Genomic DNA, 16082 nt, shown 5'->3' with positions numbered 1-16082 from the left:
CGGATCTCCCGTAGGGGAGGCGAGCGTGGCGGTCACCGATCCGAGTCGACGCTGCGCACGGTCTCTTCGAGGGACGAGCTAGCCCGGAACTGCATGAGCTCGCGCGCGCGCCGGTCGTCGACCATGCAGACGTACCGAATGTGATCGAGCTCGGGCGCCGGGAAGGTCGAGAGGCGGAGCGAGAACAGGCGACGAAGCAGGCTCTTCGCGACGGTGTAAGGGACGCCGAGCGTCGGCCGCTCGAGGATGCGGATGAGGCGCGACAAGTGGACCGGGTCCGGCCCCGCGATGTTGAAGATGCCCCGAACGCCGGGGCGCATCGCCGAGCGAATGGCGCGCACCACGTCAAGCTCGTGGATCACTTGAACGAGAGGGTCGTAGCCAAGGAGCGTGGGCACCGTCTTGAGGCGAAGAAAGTTCGAAGGCGCGTTCCTCACGCTTCCGAGGATGTGAACGGGACGCAAGATCACGGTCTCGATATCGGGCTGCTTCCAGAAGAAGCTCTGCGCGAGCATGTCGACCTCGATGAGATCGCGAATTTCGCCGAAGTTGGCGTCGCCCAAGAGCGGCGCATCCTCCGTTAGGAACTGCGGGTTCCCGGCTTGCGGACCGTAGACGTTCGCACTCGAGAGCACGACCAGCTTGGCGATGCCGAACTGCGCGACGTATTCGAGCAGCTTCGCAAAGCCCGCGACGTTCCACGAGTGGTGGTCGGCGGCCGACGCGCGCGGATCGTGCATGATGCCGAGGTGGACAACGGCCTCGACGCCCTCGGTGCGAAGGACGTCCTTGAGCTTCTTGCGTCGGAGGTCGACCTGCGCGTGGACGATGTCTTTCGGCTTGTCGGGGAAGGGGCGCCGGTCGACGCCGATGACCTGTCGCTCGCGGTGAAGCACGCGGGCCACGCGCCGACCGAGGCGGCCGCAAATGCCCGTGACCACCACGGGCCCGAGGCGGGTGGCGGGGAGCTCGCTGGGGCCCGCCGCCGAGACCCGAGGGGCGCGCCCACGCCGCGGCGCGTCTCCCACGTCCGACTCTCCGTTGCGAGGTCCGTCGCCCATCAAAAGAAGATGCTACGCCGCTCGCGGAGACTTCGGTTGATCATCGACTGGATGGTGGCACGCACGACGTGGGCCTTTTCCCCGATGATCGCGTCGTCGTCGTCGGGATCGCCGCCAAAGCGCATCGGCTCACCGAACGTGATGCGGTAGCGCGTCGGGAGCGGCAGCTGGCCTCCTGGGAGCAGGAGCTGCGGCAGAAGTGGAAAGCTCGGCATGCCGAAGGCCTTTGCGAGACCGTCGAGGTTGCCGACGGACACGTATTGTTCTTCGGCTCCCACGACGGACACGGGAACGATGGGCGTGTCGGTCTGGATGGCCAGGCGCATGAACCCGAGACCAAACTCCTCGAGCTGGTAGCGACGATGAAACGGCTTGCTGATGCCCCGTGCGCCCTCGGGAAAGACTAGGAGCGCTTCGTCTTGGCGGAGGAGGCGTTCGGCATTTTCCGGGACGCCCACGACCTGCCCGACGCGCGGAAAGTACGCCGACACGAAGGGGAGCGTTTGCGACCACTTCTCGACCATCGCGCGCATGAACCGCGGCGGCTCGACGTCCATGAAGAGCGCTGCGCCGATCATCGCGCCATCGATGGGCACCTGGCCCGAATGGTTCGCGATGAGCAACATTCGCCCTTTGGGCACGTGCTGGTGGCCGAAGACCTCGCTGCGGAAGTACTTTCGATGAAGGAAGGCCACGGCCGCCAGCGTGTAGCGCGTCCATTCGGGGTCGAGCCCGAACGGGTCGACTCCCGAGCTGCCGAGGTGAAGCGGCACGCGCGCGAGGCGGGCGCGGTACTCCTCGCCAACGGCGCGACCCATGAAGGCGTCGATGCGATCATCGAGGGCGCGGACGAGACTCCGCTGAAGCGGCTCCACGAGGGCCCCGAAGGCCCCCATGAAGCCACGCCGCGTGGAGAGCGAACGGGAGTGTGCCTCGCGTGCCATCGAAGCTCGAACTATACGCCTCGTCCGCTGCGGTGGCGCGCGCGGTGAGCGCCACGCCGGCGTGGCGGCAGCGAACGTCCCGTCGTACGCTCCCTCCGTCGATGTCTTTTCGGTTCCCGCCAGCGCTTCGGCCCGGCGCCACCGTGGCGGTCATAGCCCCGGCCAGCCCGTTTCCAACGCACGAACTCTGGCCCGGACTCGCGTGGCTTCGCCTTCGCTACCGCCTCGTCATGAGGTCCTCGGCGCTGGAGCGCACCGGCTACCTCGCAGGCACGGTTGAAAGGCGCGTCCGGGAGCTCGCGTGGGCTCTTGGCACACCGGGGATTGACGCAGTCCTCGCCGCACGAGGTGGCTTCGGCACGATGCATCTGCTCGAGCACGTCGACTTCGCGGCGGCGATGCTGACGCCACGATGGCTCATCGGCTTCAGCGATCTGACCGCGGCGCACGCGGACCTTTCGCGCGTGCGCGTTGCGTCGATCCACGGACCCAACGCGACGGGCCTCGGTCGCGCCTCGCCGGCGGTGCGGCACGCGCTCCTCCAGACGCTTGAGCGTCCGGGCAGCACGCGCCCATGGGTTGGCCTCGGCGTGTTGGTCGCGGGGACCGCTCGCGGAGTCGTCTTCGGCGGCAACCTCGCGCTCCTTGAGGCGATGGCCGCCGCTGGTCGACTCGCCGTGCCGGAAGGAGCGGTCCTCCTCTTGGAAGACGTAACCGAGCGCCCCTACCGCATCGACCGCATGCTGACGGCGCTCCGCCTTGGCGGCCACCTGGCGCGCATTTCGGCGATCGTGCTCGGCGAGTTTGCGGAGTGTTCCCCGGGACCCGACGGCGTGACGGCCCATGAGGTCTTGGCGGCGCACTTCGCTTCCTTGGGCGTGCCCGTGCTCTTCGGCGCGCCCTTCGGTCACGGCCTCGTGAATCAACCGTTCGTCCTGGGGCAAGAGGCGCGCGTCTCGGGCGATGGCACGGTGACGTTTCTCGCGAACGGCCTCTGACGTGGTCGGCGGCGGAGTGGCCGCCGAGGCGCAAGCCTCGAGCGACGGCGCGTCAGCGATTGGCGCGCGGCGGGACGTCGTTGGGGGCGTCGTCGTCGTCGAGGCTCTCGGCCAAGTCGTCGGCGATGACGATGTCGCCGTCGTCTTCCTCTTCAAACGAGAACTCGGCGGGCGGCGGGGGCGGGTGGTAGCTCGTGGACGTGGTCGTCGACAGGACCGCCGGCTCTAGCTCGGGCGTGTTCGTGAATACGGGGACCGACTTGGTGGGCCCGTCGGCGGCCAACGGCACCGACGGCGGTGCCACGCCGGTCGGCGCTGCCGGCGGGAGCGGCGGTTGCGAGGTGGGATTGCGCACGCTCGGTGGCAACGGTGGGGGACCGCTTCCGGGCTTGGTCAGCGACGGCGGGGGCGCGCTGCGCCGCGTCGAGGGCACCTCGGGGCGCTTCGAGCCCGATGCCGACGGCGGCGGCACGGAGATCCGCGGCGGCGCGTATGTGTCTGGATCGCCGTTTGGATCGGGCTTCTTGAGCGCGTTGGCCTTGGCGCGTTCGAGCCCCTCTGTGGCTTCCGCATCGCCGGGCGTCATGCGCAGCACGCGTCGCCACGCGTCAGCGGCCTCGCGGGCGTCGCCGAGCTGCTCTTCCCACATGCGAGCGACTTTGCGCGCGAGATCGGAGCGCGTGGCGATGTCCTTGCCGCGCAGGATCTGATCTTCGTAGAGCTGCACCATGCCGCGGAAGTCACCGAGGTCACGGAGCAGGAGGTAGAGATCGTCGAGGACGCCCTGATCGTGGGGCGACAAGTCGTGGAGCTTGCGGAGGTCCGCGGCGGCGCCGGCCAGATCGCGGAGGTGCTTTCGCCGAATCGTCGCGCGACGCGCCAAGAGCTGCCGCACCAAAGGGCCGTCGAAGACTTCGGTGAGCGCCCGCGAGAGCACTTCTTCGGCGCGGCGCTCGAGGCTCTTGGCTTGCGAGAGCTCTTCGATGGCGTCGAGCGTCTCGGCTTCGACGTGTGCGACGAGCGCGTCGCCGAGCCACGCGAAGGCCTGGTCGATGTCGGCCAAGTCGCGATGCGCGATGGTCGCGGCCTTTCGGAGGAGCATGGCGCGCGTGCGCCCGCCGTCGCGAGCTCCGCCGCCGCCCGACGCGAAGGAGGCCGCGAGCGCCCTACGCAAGCGGTCACCGCCGGCCTCGCGATCGCCCTCGAGGGCGAATTGCTCGAGCAGCTCGATGGTCTCGAGGGACATGGTGGAACCGGTAAGCGCGAGCTCGAAGAAGGCACGAGCGCGATCCATGAGGCCTCGCGAGGCGGCCACCTGCGCGGCACGCGCGAGGGCGCGGATGCGATCCTGCGGCGCTCGTGAGCGCGACACCTGTCGCTCGTAGAGGTCGACGACGTCGCCGGGACGCTCTGCGAGGACCGCCAGGCGGGCGAGGAGGGGCTCCACGTCTGCGAGAGGCAGCGTGCCGAGACCCGCTTCGCCGTGCTGGATCGCCTCATGGCGCTGCATGCCTGCGCGGACCATGACCTCGGCTTGACGCACCAGCTCGATGGCGCGCGCCGCGCCGGTCTGCTCGCGCGACAAGAGGTCGTGGGCGACGGCGAGAGCGTCCGAATCGCCGGTCTTGACGGCGAGCTCCTCGAGGTGACGAACCAAGGCGCCATCGGCGGCCTTCGCGCGCACGATCTCCATGGCGACGCGGGTCGCGTCCTGGTCGCGTCCAACGGCCTCGAAGCGGGCGAAGGCGTCGCGCAGCGCTGCCGTGCGCTCAGCGCTGCTCTTGGCGTCGAACCACCACTCGACGAGCTTTGCGGCGACGAGCCCCTTCCAACCGAGGCGATCGCCGAGCTCCATGTAGACGGTGCGTGTGCCCGAATGACCGTGGTCCGCCAGCTCCGTCAGCACGGCGAGCGCTTCGTCGCCGCGGTCGAGCCGGTCGGCGAGGATGAACGCCAGTTTCGTCGTCATCGTCGCGGCTTCGTCTTCGTCGCCCTCGACCTCAATCTGCTCGGCGAGCAGCTCGGCGACGCGGTCCCATTGCTCGAGGCGTTCGCAAAGCACGCACAAGCGCGCCAGTGCCTCGAAGTCGTCGGGGTCGGCCTTGCGCAGCATGTCGAGGGCCCGGATGGCGGCCCGCGGATCGTCGATGCTCTCGTAGAGGCGAGCGAGGCGGCCCGCGAGGACGCCGCGCTCCTGTGGATCGGCGACGAGCTTCAGCTCACGCTCGAGGGCGTCGGCGGCGAGCGGCAAGTGCTCGCGCGCCTCCTGAAGGTCGGCGATGGCCTGAAGAGCCGGTCGGCAAGTCGGGTCAAGATCGCTGAGGATGGCCTCGTAGCGGGCGATGGCCGTGTCGACATCGCCGACGCCCTCGGCGAGTAGCTCGGCCTCGCGGAGCGCCACCCGAGCCTTGTCAGCCGTGTCACGGCGATGACGCCGAGGCGTCGCAGGAGCGTCGCGCCCTCGGTATGGTCTCCGCGCTCGACGGCGTAGTCGATGAGCTTCTCGAGCGCTTCGCGATCGTCGCCATCGTCGAGCAGGCGGAGCCACATCTCGCGCGCCAGCTCCTTGTCGAGGACCTTGGTCTCCGCGGTGGTGGCGGCTTCGCGCCGGAGCGCGACGCGTTTGCTCTTGTCGCTGATGAACTGGCTGCGCTTCGAAAATAGCTCGACGAGCGAGCCCCACTGGCCGCCCTTCGAGTAGCGGTTCGCGAGCGTCGCCGCCGTGTCTTCTTCTGTCGGGTCGAGGTTGACGGCTTGCTCCAGCCGTTCGAGCGAGGTCGCGTCCTCGCCGGCTTTCGCGAGGTGCTCGGCGGCGCGCGCGTAGTGGATGGCTTGCTGCTTGGGGTCGCCGCCGAGCAACGCCCGCTGCGTCGCGGCGTTGCCAGCTTCGGGCCAGCGTTCGGCGGCCACGAGGCAACGCTCGGCGTGGTCCCAGAGCTTCCCGCTCTCTTGCGCGGCGGCGGCACGCGCGAAGGCGTCACCGGCGTCGCCCATCTGGCCGAGCTGCTCCCGGAGCTCGCCTAGGCGCTCGTGGAGCTGACTCTGAGCGACGACGTCTTCGATGGAGGAGACGCCGTCGGAGATTGTCTGCGCCGCGAGATCGAGCCGCGCGCCCTTCTCGAAGAGCTTGGCGGCCGTGATGAGGGCGCGGTCGTCGTCGGGTACGAGGCGCGCGATGCGGGCCCACGCCTCGGCCGCTGCAACGAAGTCACGAAGCTTCTGCTCGCAGAGGTTCGCGAGCTTCTTCTCGAGCGCGATCTTCGTGTCGACGTCGACGGCGGCCGTCGCCTCCTGTTCGAGGAGCGTCGCGAGGTCGTTCCATCGCTGCGTCCGCTCGAGGAGTCGCGTAAGGGACTGCCGTGCCGTGTCGTCGGAGCGGTCGATGGCGATGAGCTGGCGCCAGGCGGAGATCGCGCCGTCGATGTCACGGAGGTTACCGTCGCAGAGCCCTGCAATCTCCCGGAGTCGTTCCTTGCGCGTGTCGAGGTTGTCGCGCGAGGTCATGGCACGGACGCTGGCAACGAGCACATCGCGCAGCTGCGCGTAGTCGCGCTTCGAGCGGAGGTAGTCTTCGGCCCACGAGAGCGCTTCCGGATGCGACGGATCGATCTCCAGAACATCCTTGTACTTGACGAAGGCGTCGGGCTTCTTGCCCTTGCCCGAGAGCATCTGCGCTGCGTCGAGGAGCCCCTGAATGGCTTCCGGCGATGTCGACGGACGCGCCTTGACGGGGGCGACATCGACGCTCGTGCCGGTGACTTCGCCGGGTTCGCGCAGCTCGCGCAAGGGCAGCGGCGTGGGCTGCGGCGGGGGAGCTCCCAGGCCTTGCGGCGTGGGCGTTGGCGCGGGGACCCGGAGGGCTGGCGGAGGCGCGACCTGCGGCGGTCGCGCCGATGGCATCGGCGGGCGCGGAGCCCCCTGGGCCATCAGTTCGTCGATCTTGGTGGCGGCCGACGCATCGCCGGCGGCGCGGAGCGGCTCGAGGAGCTCCACGGCTTTGCCGATCTGGCCGGCTGCTTCATAGCTTGTGGCCAGCGCCTGGCGCGCCTCGGTGGCCATGGTGCCGCGCGGATTCGTCTCGAGGTATCGCGCGAAGCGCGTCGGCAGGGCCTCTTCGCGCCGCAGGGAACGTGCGTAATACACGAATAGCTGAAGGGCTCGATCGTGGGCCGGGTCGGCGTCGAGGGCGGCACCGGCGTAGGCGAGCCCGTGCTCGCCGTCGAACTGCTCGGCGAGGGCCACGAGCAGCTCCGTTGCGAGCACGCGCTCTTGGTCGGTGACGCGGTCGCCCGCGTGGACCCGCTCGAGGACCGACGCGGCGTACTCCTGCTGAAGCGCCGCGTCCTCGGTATCGAACTGGCGCGCTTTGGCCAGGGCGCGGGAGACCCCCGGCAGGTCGCCAGCGGCGCGGCGCGACGTGGCCTCATCGCGGAGCAGCGCGACCTTGCGGGCCGGATCGGCCTCGAGGCCGAGCTCCGCCTCGTAGAGCGGAAACGTCTCGTCCCAGGACCCGAGGGCCTTCAGGATCTCGCGCGCGTGAAACAACGCGAAGGAGCTTCGCGGGTCGAGGTCGATGGCCCGCCGAAAGCTCTCAAGCGCCTTTCGCGGTTGGGAGAGTGGCGCCTCGTTCCACAGGCGTCCGAGCTCCTCGTGGAGCGTCGCCAGCTCACCGACGACCTCGGGCTGAACGTTGACGAGCGGACCGAGCGCCTTGGCGCGTCGTTCAAGGAGGGCCACCAAGCCCTTGATGTCGCCCTTGTCGCGGTAGAGCTGCGCGAGCCGGTCCGACGCGGTTCGCTGCGTCGGATCTTTGTCGATGGCGGCCATCAACGTGCGCGCGGCGCGGTGCGCATCGCCGAGGGTGACGAGCCAAACGTTTGCCGCCTCGCTTAGCCAGTGAGCCGCGTAGGCGGGATCTTGCGTGTAGCCGCCGACCTTCTCGAGCAAGGCGGCGTAACTCCGCGGATCGGCGTGTCCCGCATGGTGAGCGATCGCGAGCGCTTCTTCGTCGTGCGGATCTCTGACAAGCCGCTCGAGCAGCGCCTCCATCTGCGCGGGATCCATGGCCGGCGCAGCCTATCGCAACCGACGAGGGACTTGACCCCTAAACTACGCGGCGCTGCCGAAAGTCGGCTCAGTCGAGGATCCCGTAGCGTCCCGGGCGGGCCGACGGCGCTTGAGGCGGCGCCGCCGTTGCGGGGCCGGCCTTGGGTTTTCGCAGCGCCGGAGCCGACGCCGCGGGCAGCGGCGCCGGGGCGACCGAGGCTCGCGGCAGCGCGCTGATATCCACGACCGGAATGTCCGCGGACCGCGCCGGCGCTGGCTTTTCGGCCACCGGCTCGGCCTGCGCTGCCACGGCCGGCGCGGGCGTCGGATCCCGCCGCATGGCGCGGATGACCATGCCGACGGCTAGCGCGACCAAGGCGAAGAGCACGGCGCCCGCGATGAGCCGGCGCGGCCGCTGGGCGACGGCCGGCGTGATCAAGCTGTCGTCGGCCGGCTTCGGCGGGAGCGGCAGGGGCGCCGAAACCGAGGCGCGCACGCCGCTCGTTCCAGCGCGCGTGGACTCAAGCGCCAGCGCGAGCTCTTGCGCCATCGCGTCGGCCGAGGCCGGACGCTTGTCCGGGTCCTTCTCCAAGGCGCGCAGCACCACCGCCTCGAGCTCCGGCGGAACCTCGGCCTCGGGGGCCACCTCGCGGAGGCGCTTCGGGGCCGTCTTGATGTGACGCGCCATGACCACGACGGCATCGTCGTCGGTGAAAGGCGGGCGCCCCGTCAGCATGTGGTAAAGGATGACGCCGAGCGAGTAGAGGTCGCTGCGTCCGTCGAGCGGCTTCGCCTGCGCCTGCTCCGGTGACATGTAGCGCGGCGTGCCGAAGACCGTTCCGGCCTGCGTTTCAATCGCGTTGAGGGCGCTCATGCCCTCGCCGAGCATCTTGGCGATGCCGAAGTCGAGGACCTTGACGATCTCTTCGGGCTGATCCCCGTGAAGGACCTCGCTAAAGAAGATGTTGTCAGGCTTGAGGTCGCGGTGAACGATGCCCTTGGCGTGCGCTTCCGCGAGCGATCGCAAGGCCTGGCGCGTCGCCTCCACTGCGGCCGCCGCCGACATTCGCTTCTCGCGCGCGAGTCGCTCGCCGAGAGACTCGCCTTCGAGCAGCTCCATCGCGAGGTAGAGGTCGCCGTCGGTACTCTGTCCGAAGTCGAAGACCGTGACCGTATGCGGTGAGGTGAGCAGGCTGTTGGTCCGTGCCTCGCGGAGAAAGCGGGCCTTGGCAGCCTCGTCGAGGGCCCGGTCGCTCCTCAGGATCTTGATCGCCACCTCGCGCCCCACCGGGAGCTGACGCGCCCGGTAAACGGTTCCCATCGACCCGGCGCCGAGTCGCGCGAGGAGCGTGAACCGCCCGCCCAAGCTCCGCCCGATGCGCGGGTCCGGCGGGCCGTCAGCCGTCAGCGCGGTGCCATCATCGGGACAGTGGGTCGGCCGGACGACGCCGGGGCGAAATTTTCTTTTGCATGTCGTGCAGATAGCCGCGTCGGCGTAGGCAACGCTTTCGGCTTCGGAGGCGCGGGGCTTCGGCAACGACACGAGGCGCCCATCGTCGCGCGTGGGGCCCGCTCGCGCAAGGCGATCGGCTCGACTTTTCGCGGACTCTTCGATGACGCGATGGCCACTCGGGTGACCGCTCGCGTCATCAACGCGCGCGTGGCAGCACGTTTCGGGGATCGCAGACGACGCTGACGTCGGAGTCGAGCAGCCGCGCCGGAGGCACCTTCGTGATGTCGAGCTCGTCGCGCACGCGCCTCGCCTCCAGGTGCAGGTGCACGAGCTCTGGCGACCCCGTGTCCCCCACGAAGCCGACCAGACTCCCATCGGCCAGGTGCCCACCGACGGTGAGGCCCGGCGCGGGCCCTTCGAGGTGACCAAAGAGAAGGAGGTAGTCGCGCAGCTTGCCGCCCTCCCGCACCGTGTGGCGCGTCACCACCGTTGTGCCAAAGAGCGCCCCCACGTAGACCACGTCGGCGTCACCCTGTTGCGCTTCGAGCGCCACGAGCCGAATCGGCGCGCCCCGAGCTTGCGGCAAGTCCACGCCCCCGTGGCCGATGGCCCGGAGCCTCCGCCCGCGTCGCTGCAACGCGTCGGGCAGGTCGAGGTCGTAGCCGCTGATGACGAAGCGACCGTCAGGGAGGCCCGGGGCCACCGGATAGCGATACGCCTGATAGTCCGCGGGCCGCTCCGGTCGCCGCGGGATCTGCTCGTACGTTTGGAGCCGGCCGCGTCGGTCGAGATGGGACGCCTCGAGCGGCTCCACGTCCGCGAGCGCGAAGGGAAACGCTGGAAGGTGAACGCACACTGGGCCGTCAGACAGCGTCTCCGGCGGGCAAGGCGCCGCCAGGTCGCCGACGAGGCGCTCGTCCGACGCACCGGACGCGGCAGTGGGTGTGTTGGGCGCCGCGTCCGCCCCGCGCGAACGCCCCTCCACAGCGACGGATACGAGGGCCGCGAGACCCGTCGCTAACAAGACAGCGCGCGAGAGCACGGCTCCACGCTACCGCAACGGGCCCGGAGCCGCGAAGCGTCGGGGTTAGCGGCGGGGGCGTGTGGACGCCGCCGTGAGGACCACCAGCACCAACACGGCGAAAGCAACGCCAGCGGCGGCTACCGCCGATGCCGCGCCTACGCTCAGCGTGCCGAGCGTTGTGCCCGACGCGGTGAGCGTGGCGGCGACGGTCGTGCCGACGGCCGTTGAGAGTGCCCCGATCGTAATCGCCGTAGCCATGTTTTCCTCGCGAATCCGGGGGCGTCCAAGGGGCGTCCACCTGGGTGCACACGGGATGCCGCGGCTCGTTTGCGGGCGAGCCTGAAAAGTCAGCAATTTTCGTGGGGTGCGAAGATGTCCTACCCAGCGGTGGAGCGTCACATGCGGGCGACGCGCTGGATCGAACGGCGGCGCGCCTCGACCGGTTTTGTCATGGCCCCGCGCGACAGCGCGCGGTACAGCGTGCGCGATGCCCGAAAACGCCAGCACCATCCTCACCAAGCTCTTCGACGCCGAGCGCACCGCCCGCGCCTGCCACCGTGACGTCGTGGGCCTTCCCAAAGACCAACTCGTCTCCGCGGTGCGCGGTGCGACCCAGGAAGCCCAAGCGCTGGCGGATCGTGCGGAGCAAGGGCTCCGACTCTCGCAGATCGCCGAGGTGCTCGCGGACGTCGAAGGGGCGGAGGTTGCCGACCTGCTCATCGACATCCTCGGCTCCGAGGAACCGGAGGCGCGCGGCGCCGCCGGCGAAGCCCTTCAGTCGCACGCCTTTGACCGCTTCAAGGAAGTCGCGCTCGGCATCGAGCGCGCGCTGCAGCGGCTGCCCGCCGGGCACCTCGCGCTCGCGGAGTTGCCCTATGTCATCGCCGAGGTGCCCGAGCCGGGCGTGATCAAGCTCCTTGGCCTGTTCCTCAAGCACGCCGATCCGGAAGCCGTCGCGGGAGCCCTCGAGGCCAGCGTCGAGAGCCTCGACGAGTCGCTCGTACCGGCCATTCGTCCGCTCGTCGACGACAAGCGGCGTGTTCGCCTCGACGATGAAGACGGCGAAGGCGACGAGGTCACCATTGGCGAGCTCGCCCGGGAGGCCCTCAGCATGTTGGTACCGGAGCGCGGATGAACGACGACGCGCCGTCGAGCCCCGACCACGAGCCGTTCGAGCTGGCCGTTCAGCGCCCAGGCGGACGACGCAGTGACGTGGTGCCTGCCGGCTCGTTCGCGATTCCGTCCTTCGCAGGCCCGTCCGATGCCGCGCTGTTCGAGAGCTTTGTAGCAGAGAGCTACTTCGCGCCGTTCTCCGAGCTCGCCGCGGGAGCGCTCCTTGCCAGCGACCACGCGCGGGTGGCTCATCTTCTCTCCCGGACGGGCTTTCTCGATGCGCGCGTCGCCGCCCGTCTGCCGGGTGCGCGCATTAGCGGCGCCGAGCCCTCGCCGGACGCGGTTCGCCTCGCAAACGTGAAGGCCGCCGCGTCCTGCGACTTCCTCGCCGAGCACGTCGTCGCTCCGGCGCTGCCGACGCCGCTCGCGGGGGGCGTCTTCAGTCATTCGGTGTGCGTGCACCCGCCCGGCGGGCACGCGTTCCGCGCCGCGCTCCTCGGCGAGCTGATGCGGGTCTTGCGGCCAGACGGCCAGGTCGTCCTCGTGGTGCCCGTTCGTGGCTCGTTCCGCGAACTCTATGACCTCATGCGGGAGTACGCGCTCAAGAACGAAATCGCCCCGCTCGAACAGGCGATTCAGCTCGCCATCGAGGAGCGCCCGACGGCGGAGACGCTATCGCGCGAGCTTGAGGCGGAAGGGTTCGTCGAGGTCGATGTCGAGCTGCACCGTGCGACGATGGCGTTCGGGCCTCCGGACCGCGTGCTCGAGGACCCCGCCATGCGGCTCGTGGTTCTGCCCGACGTGATGGCCACGTTCCTCGAGACGGGTCCCGAGACCCTCGACTACGTGCGGGGCGCCATCGCAAAATATTGGAGCGACGCGACCTTCGCGCTCTCCGTCAACGTGGCCTGCGCCGTTGGGCGCAAGCCGTAGGCGCGCCTAGGCTCAAGAGCACGAGCGTCGACTCCGTCAGCTCAGCGGCAGAAGCCGTCGATGCAGACCTTGCCGCCCGTGCACGCCTTGTTTTGAGCGGGGTCGCACTCGGTGCCGAGGTTCGAGGTCGAGCCGCAGACGGAGTAGGTGCCCGACGCAGTCTGCACGGACTTGCAGACGTTGAACTTATCGGCGCCTAGGCAGCTTGCGCCCGCGTCAGCGCCCGCGTCGCCGCCCCCGCAGCCGATGTAGCAACTGTGGCGGAGGCAGAGGCTTCCAGCGGCGCACGCGTCGCGCACGCCTTCGGTCTGGCAAACGAACTGGGGCTTCTGGTTCGGCACACAGCCGCCGCCTACGCAGACGAGACCGCCGGTGCAGCCGCCGCCGCTGCCACTGCAAGGCGAAACGCAGTGGCCGGACACGCAGACGTTGCCGCCGCTGCACGACGTTGCCGATGAACATGGCGTGGGATTGCCGGCGCAAACGCCCTTCGAATCGCACGAAAAGCCGGTGGGGCAGGGGTGCGTCGCGTCGCATTGTGGCGTGCACGCGCCGTCCACGCATTGCGCCGTACCGGGGCATTGCGTGGCGTCGCTGCATTGGTCTTTGGGCGCCACGCAGGAGCCGTTCAGGCACTTGGCGCCGCTGCCCAACTTGTTCGAGCAGGTCGAATCGGCCGAGCACTCGGGAGCGGGGGCGGCGTCGGCGCCCCCGTCGGTCGCGCCACTCCGAACGCACGAGACGCTGCCACCGCTCAGCGTGCAGGCGTAGCCGCTCGGGCAGCCGTACGTCTGGCACGTGCCGGGGTGACACCGCTGATCGGTTCCGCAGACGCTCCCCGACGCGCATTGCGACGGGCTGGTGCAGCTCGGGCTCGTCGAGACGCAGCTTCCCGCTTGGCAACTGTAGCCGTTGGGGCAATCGAAGCTCGAATCACAGGCGCAGCCACTGCCGGTGCACGAGCCGCGCGAAGCTGGCGTCGAGTAGTAAGGGTCGTTGTCGTCGTAGATCGGGCAGCCGCCGAGCAAGGAGCCGGCCCCCAAGAAGGAAACGACCGCGAGCACGCGTTGCGGGAGGCGCCAGCTCTTACGGCTCGTACGGGGGGCGATGGAGGTCGTCGGCATGGGTCGGGTGGCTCCCTGGGGCTAAAAGCGAAGTGGCTCGGGCGGCGCTGGTGTGCCGCACGATTGTGCAACACGCGTGCCCTGGGCGAAAGCGCCACCGGTCGCGAAGAAGCGGATGACGTGTGGAGGTTTGTTCACGGGGAGTGCGGAAGAAACGTCAGCGCTGGCCCTCGCGCCTGGCCTCGGGGAACTGAAGACAGGGTTGGCGCCGCGTGGTACCTTGTCGCACCAATCCGCGTCGCGCGGCGGTATAAGGCTCCCATAGTTCCATGTACGTCCAGTGCGAGCGCTGCCAGGCGGAGTACGAATTCGACGACGCCCTCGTTAGCGAGCGGGGCACCACCGTCAAGTGCACCAGCTGCGGGCACCAATTCAAGATTCGGCGCACCGCCAGCGGCGGTGACGCCGATCAGTGGGAAGTGACCTCGGCGGATGGCGCGAGCCGCCACTTGTTTTCGTCGCTGAAGGAGCTTCAGCGCGCGATCGTGGCCAAGACCGTCGCTCGCACGGACCTGCTGACTCGTTCGGGCTTGCCGCCGAAGCCCTTGGCGTCGATCGCCGAGCTGGAGCCCTTCTTCGAGGAGCGCCGAGCGCGCAACCCGTCGATTCCTGACCGCACGCCGGGTATTTCCAACAAGCCGCCGCCGCTCCCGCCGGGCGCGAGTCTCCCGCCGCTCCGGCCCCCGCAACGGTCCTCGATCCCGGGCCACGCGCCGCCGCTTCCGTCCCGAACGCCGACGGTCCGCCCCGCCGACGCGGTGCCGCCGCCGCCGAAGCCAAAGCCGAACACCTGGGCTGAGGACACCCCGACCCATGCGCTTCAGCGTGAGCCCGTCGCGGCGCACCCGGCTGTCTCCAAGAAGCCGCCCCCGCCTCCGTTGGCGTCGCGGCGTCCGCCGACGCCGACCCCAACGCCGACGCCCCCGCCGAAGGCCGAGACGGCGCCGGTGCAGACCTCTCCGCTGCCGCCCGTTGCCGGTGGTGAGGCGCGCATCTCCGCCAGCGACGCGCTCCGCCGCCCGTCCATCTCCTACGTCGACCCCAACTACGGTGCGGCGCCTCGCCGGCGCGTCGGCGGCTGGGTGGTCGGCGCGGCCCTCGTCGCTGGGGTGGCCGTGGTTGGCGTCTACATGAGCAACAACAAGGCGGCCGGTGGAAAGGTCGCGGCCGGCACGGCCAGCGATCCTCGCGTTGCTCAATTCCTCGCCTCCGGTGAGACCGCGCTGACGCAAGGCAACCTTGAGCTCGCCAAGGAGAACCTCGACAAGGCCGGCGCCCTGGCGGAAAAAAATCCTGATGTGCTCCTGGCCACGGCGCGTCTCTCGGCGGCTCGCGCTGATCTCGCTTGGCTGCGCTTCAAGCTCCTACCGTCCGATTCCGACGAAGCGCGCCTCGCGCGCCAGACGATGGACGACCTCGCCTCGGGCGCGCGCCGCGCGGCGGAGGACGCGCAGAAGGGAGCGCCAGAAGACGCCGCGCTCCTTCGTGTGCGCGTCGACGCCTTGCGCATTTCCGGCGACCTCCGCGGCGCCCGCGCGCTCGTCGATCGGATCTTGCCGACCGGCAGCCAGCCCGAAACGGCGTACGTGCTCGCGGCCCTCGATCTCGCCGAGACCGAGCCGCCGTGGAGCGTCGTGATCGGTCGCCTCCGAACTGCGGCCGCCGGCGAAGGCGCCGCGAGCCGCGCGCGGGCCGCGCTCGTCTACGCGCTCGCTCGTTCTGGCGACGCCGCCGAGGCGCGCAAGGAGCTCGACCGCCTCGCGGCGCAGCCGCGCGTCCACCCGCTCATCGGTTCGCTCCGCACGTTCGTCGAACGCGCGGGTCCCGCGGTGGCGGCCACTGGAAAGGACGCCGGCGTCATCGACGCGGCTCCGCAGGCCACGGCGACGCTGCCGACGGCAACGCCCCGCGAGCCTGTCGCTGTCGTGGATGTGAATCGATTGCCGAGTCAGGGCGCACAGGGTGGAGCCAGCTCGACGTCGAAGGCCGAGCCTGGCGCCGGCGCCACCGGTGGCGGCGGAATTCCGAGCGATCCACGCACGATGATCCGTCAGGCCGAGGCCGCGAAGCAGAAGCGAGACTACGATCGTGCGCGCACGCTCTACGAGGCGGCGCTCGCTCGCAACGGCTCCGACTCGGAAGCCCTCGCGGGCCTCGCCGATGTCTCTCGCGCGCAGGGCGATACGGCGGCCGCGCAAGGTCTCTACAAGCGTGTCCTTGGCGTCAACCCGTCGTACCTGCCGGCGCTCGTCGCGCTCGCCGACATTCAATGGGACGGCGGCGACAAGGGCAACGCGCAGAACGCCTACCGTGAGATCGTCGAGCGCTTTCCCGAGCCCGCGTATCCGGCGCGCGTGAAGCAACGCGCCGAGGCGCACTGAGCCGG

At 69.7% G+C, this 16082-nt stretch carries 11 protein-coding genes; 4 read left to right on the top strand and 7 right to left on the bottom strand.

Annotated features, from left to right (window positions below; genetic code table 11):
- Positions 1-32 precede the first annotated feature (32 nt).
- The gene (locus IPG50_04885) at positions 33-1061 is read right to left on the bottom strand and encodes an NAD-dependent epimerase/dehydratase family protein (protein ID MBK6691526.1); all 1029 of its coding nucleotides are present in this window, start codon (positions 1059-1061) and stop codon (positions 33-35) included.
- Positions 1061-1957 (bottom strand): acyltransferase family protein, encoded by an 897-nt coding sequence (locus tag IPG50_04880; GenBank protein ID MBK6691525.1) that lies wholly within the window; start codon positions 1955-1957, stop codon positions 1061-1063. Before IPG50_04880 ends, IPG50_04885 begins: the two co-directional genes overlap by 1 nt.
- Positions 1958-2106: 149 nt before the next feature.
- Here IPG50_04880 and IPG50_04875 point away from each other — a divergent pair, with 149 nt between their 5' ends.
- The gene (locus tag IPG50_04875; protein MBK6691524.1) at positions 2107-3003 is read left to right on the top strand and encodes an LD-carboxypeptidase; all 897 of its coding nucleotides are present in this window, start codon (positions 2107-2109) and stop codon (positions 3001-3003) included.
- A 2214-nt stretch (positions 3004-5217) separates the two neighbouring features.
- Here IPG50_04875 and IPG50_04870 read toward each other — a convergent pair.
- The 4 genes from IPG50_04870 to IPG50_04855 form a co-directional block, all read right to left on the bottom strand.
- Positions 5218-8067 (bottom strand): hypothetical protein, encoded by a 2850-nt coding sequence (locus IPG50_04870; GenBank protein MBK6691523.1) that lies wholly within the window; start codon positions 8065-8067, stop codon positions 5218-5220.
- A gap of 70 nt (positions 8068-8137) precedes the next feature.
- Positions 8138-9370, bottom strand: coding sequence for a protein kinase (locus tag IPG50_04865; GenBank protein MBK6691522.1), 1233 nt, complete (start codon positions 9368-9370; stop codon positions 8138-8140).
- Positions 9371-9698: 328 nt separating this feature from the next.
- Positions 9699-10544 carry a M23 family metallopeptidase gene (locus IPG50_04860; GenBank protein MBK6691521.1) on the bottom strand — a complete coding sequence of 282 codons (846 nt, stop codon included), beginning with the start codon at positions 10542-10544 and terminating at the stop codon, positions 9699-9701.
- Positions 10545-10589: 45 nt separating this feature from the next.
- The gene (locus tag IPG50_04855; protein ID MBK6691520.1) at positions 10590-10784 is read right to left on the bottom strand and encodes a hypothetical protein; all 195 of its coding nucleotides are present in this window, start codon (positions 10782-10784) and stop codon (positions 10590-10592) included.
- A 229-nt stretch (positions 10785-11013) separates the two neighbouring features.
- On the opposite strand from IPG50_04855, the gene IPG50_04850 reads away from it, so the two are divergent.
- The gene (locus IPG50_04850) at positions 11014-11661 is read left to right on the top strand and encodes a hypothetical protein (GenBank protein MBK6691519.1); all 648 of its coding nucleotides are present in this window, start codon (positions 11014-11016) and stop codon (positions 11659-11661) included.
- Positions 11658-12572, top strand: a complete 915-nt coding sequence (locus tag IPG50_04845; GenBank protein ID MBK6691518.1) for a hypothetical protein — start codon at positions 11658-11660, stop codon at positions 12570-12572. The genes IPG50_04850 and IPG50_04845 overlap by 4 nt, the downstream gene beginning before the upstream one ends.
- 41 nt (positions 12573-12613) lie before the next feature.
- On the opposite strand, the gene IPG50_04840 is transcribed toward IPG50_04845, so the two are convergent.
- Positions 12614-13636: a hypothetical protein gene (locus IPG50_04840; GenBank protein MBK6691517.1), complete on the bottom strand. Its 1023-nt coding sequence runs from the start codon at positions 13634-13636 to the stop codon at positions 12614-12616.
- A 329-nt stretch (positions 13637-13965) separates the two neighbouring features.
- Between IPG50_04840 and IPG50_04835 the strand changes: the two genes are divergently transcribed.
- Positions 13966-16077 carry a zinc-ribbon domain-containing protein gene (locus tag IPG50_04835; protein ID MBK6691516.1) on the top strand — a complete coding sequence of 704 codons (2112 nt, stop codon included), beginning with the start codon at positions 13966-13968 and terminating at the stop codon, positions 16075-16077.
- Positions 16078-16082 lie beyond the last annotated feature (5 nt).

The sequence above is a fragment of the Myxococcales bacterium genome, from assembly GCA_016703425.1.
GTDB lineage: Bacteria > Myxococcota_A > Polyangia > Polyangiales > Polyangiaceae > JADJCA01.
This window is presented reverse-complemented; position numbering and strand designations above follow the sequence as displayed.

Excerpts from the sequence above, each read along its gene's own strand:
- IPG50_04885 (MBK6691526.1), bottom strand. The coding sequence starts at position 1,061 with ATGGGCGACGGACCTCGCAACGGAGAGTCGGACGTGGGAGACGCGCCG.
- IPG50_04880 (MBK6691525.1), bottom strand. The coding sequence starts at position 1,957 with ATGGGGGCCTTCGGGGCCCTCGTGGAGCCGCTTCAGCGGAGTCTCGTC.
- IPG50_04875 (MBK6691524.1), top strand. The coding sequence starts at position 2,107 with ATGTCTTTTCGGTTCCCGCCAGCGCTTCGGCCCGGCGCCACCGTGGCG.
- IPG50_04870 (MBK6691523.1), bottom strand. The coding sequence starts at position 8,067 with ATGGATCCCGCGCAGATGGAGGCGCTGCTCGAGCGGCTTGTCAGAGAT.
- IPG50_04865 (MBK6691522.1), bottom strand. The coding sequence starts at position 9,370 with ATGGGAACCGTTTACCGGGCGCGTCAGCTCCCGGTGGGGCGCGAGGTG.
- IPG50_04855 (MBK6691520.1), bottom strand. The coding sequence starts at position 10,784 with ATGGCTACGGCGATTACGATCGGGGCACTCTCAACGGCCGTCGGCACG.
- IPG50_04850 (MBK6691519.1), top strand. The coding sequence starts at position 11,014 with ATGCCCGAAAACGCCAGCACCATCCTCACCAAGCTCTTCGACGCCGAG.
- IPG50_04845 (MBK6691518.1), top strand. The coding sequence starts at position 11,658 with ATGAACGACGACGCGCCGTCGAGCCCCGACCACGAGCCGTTCGAGCTG.
- IPG50_04835 (MBK6691516.1), top strand. The coding sequence starts at position 13,966 with ATGTACGTCCAGTGCGAGCGCTGCCAGGCGGAGTACGAATTCGACGAC.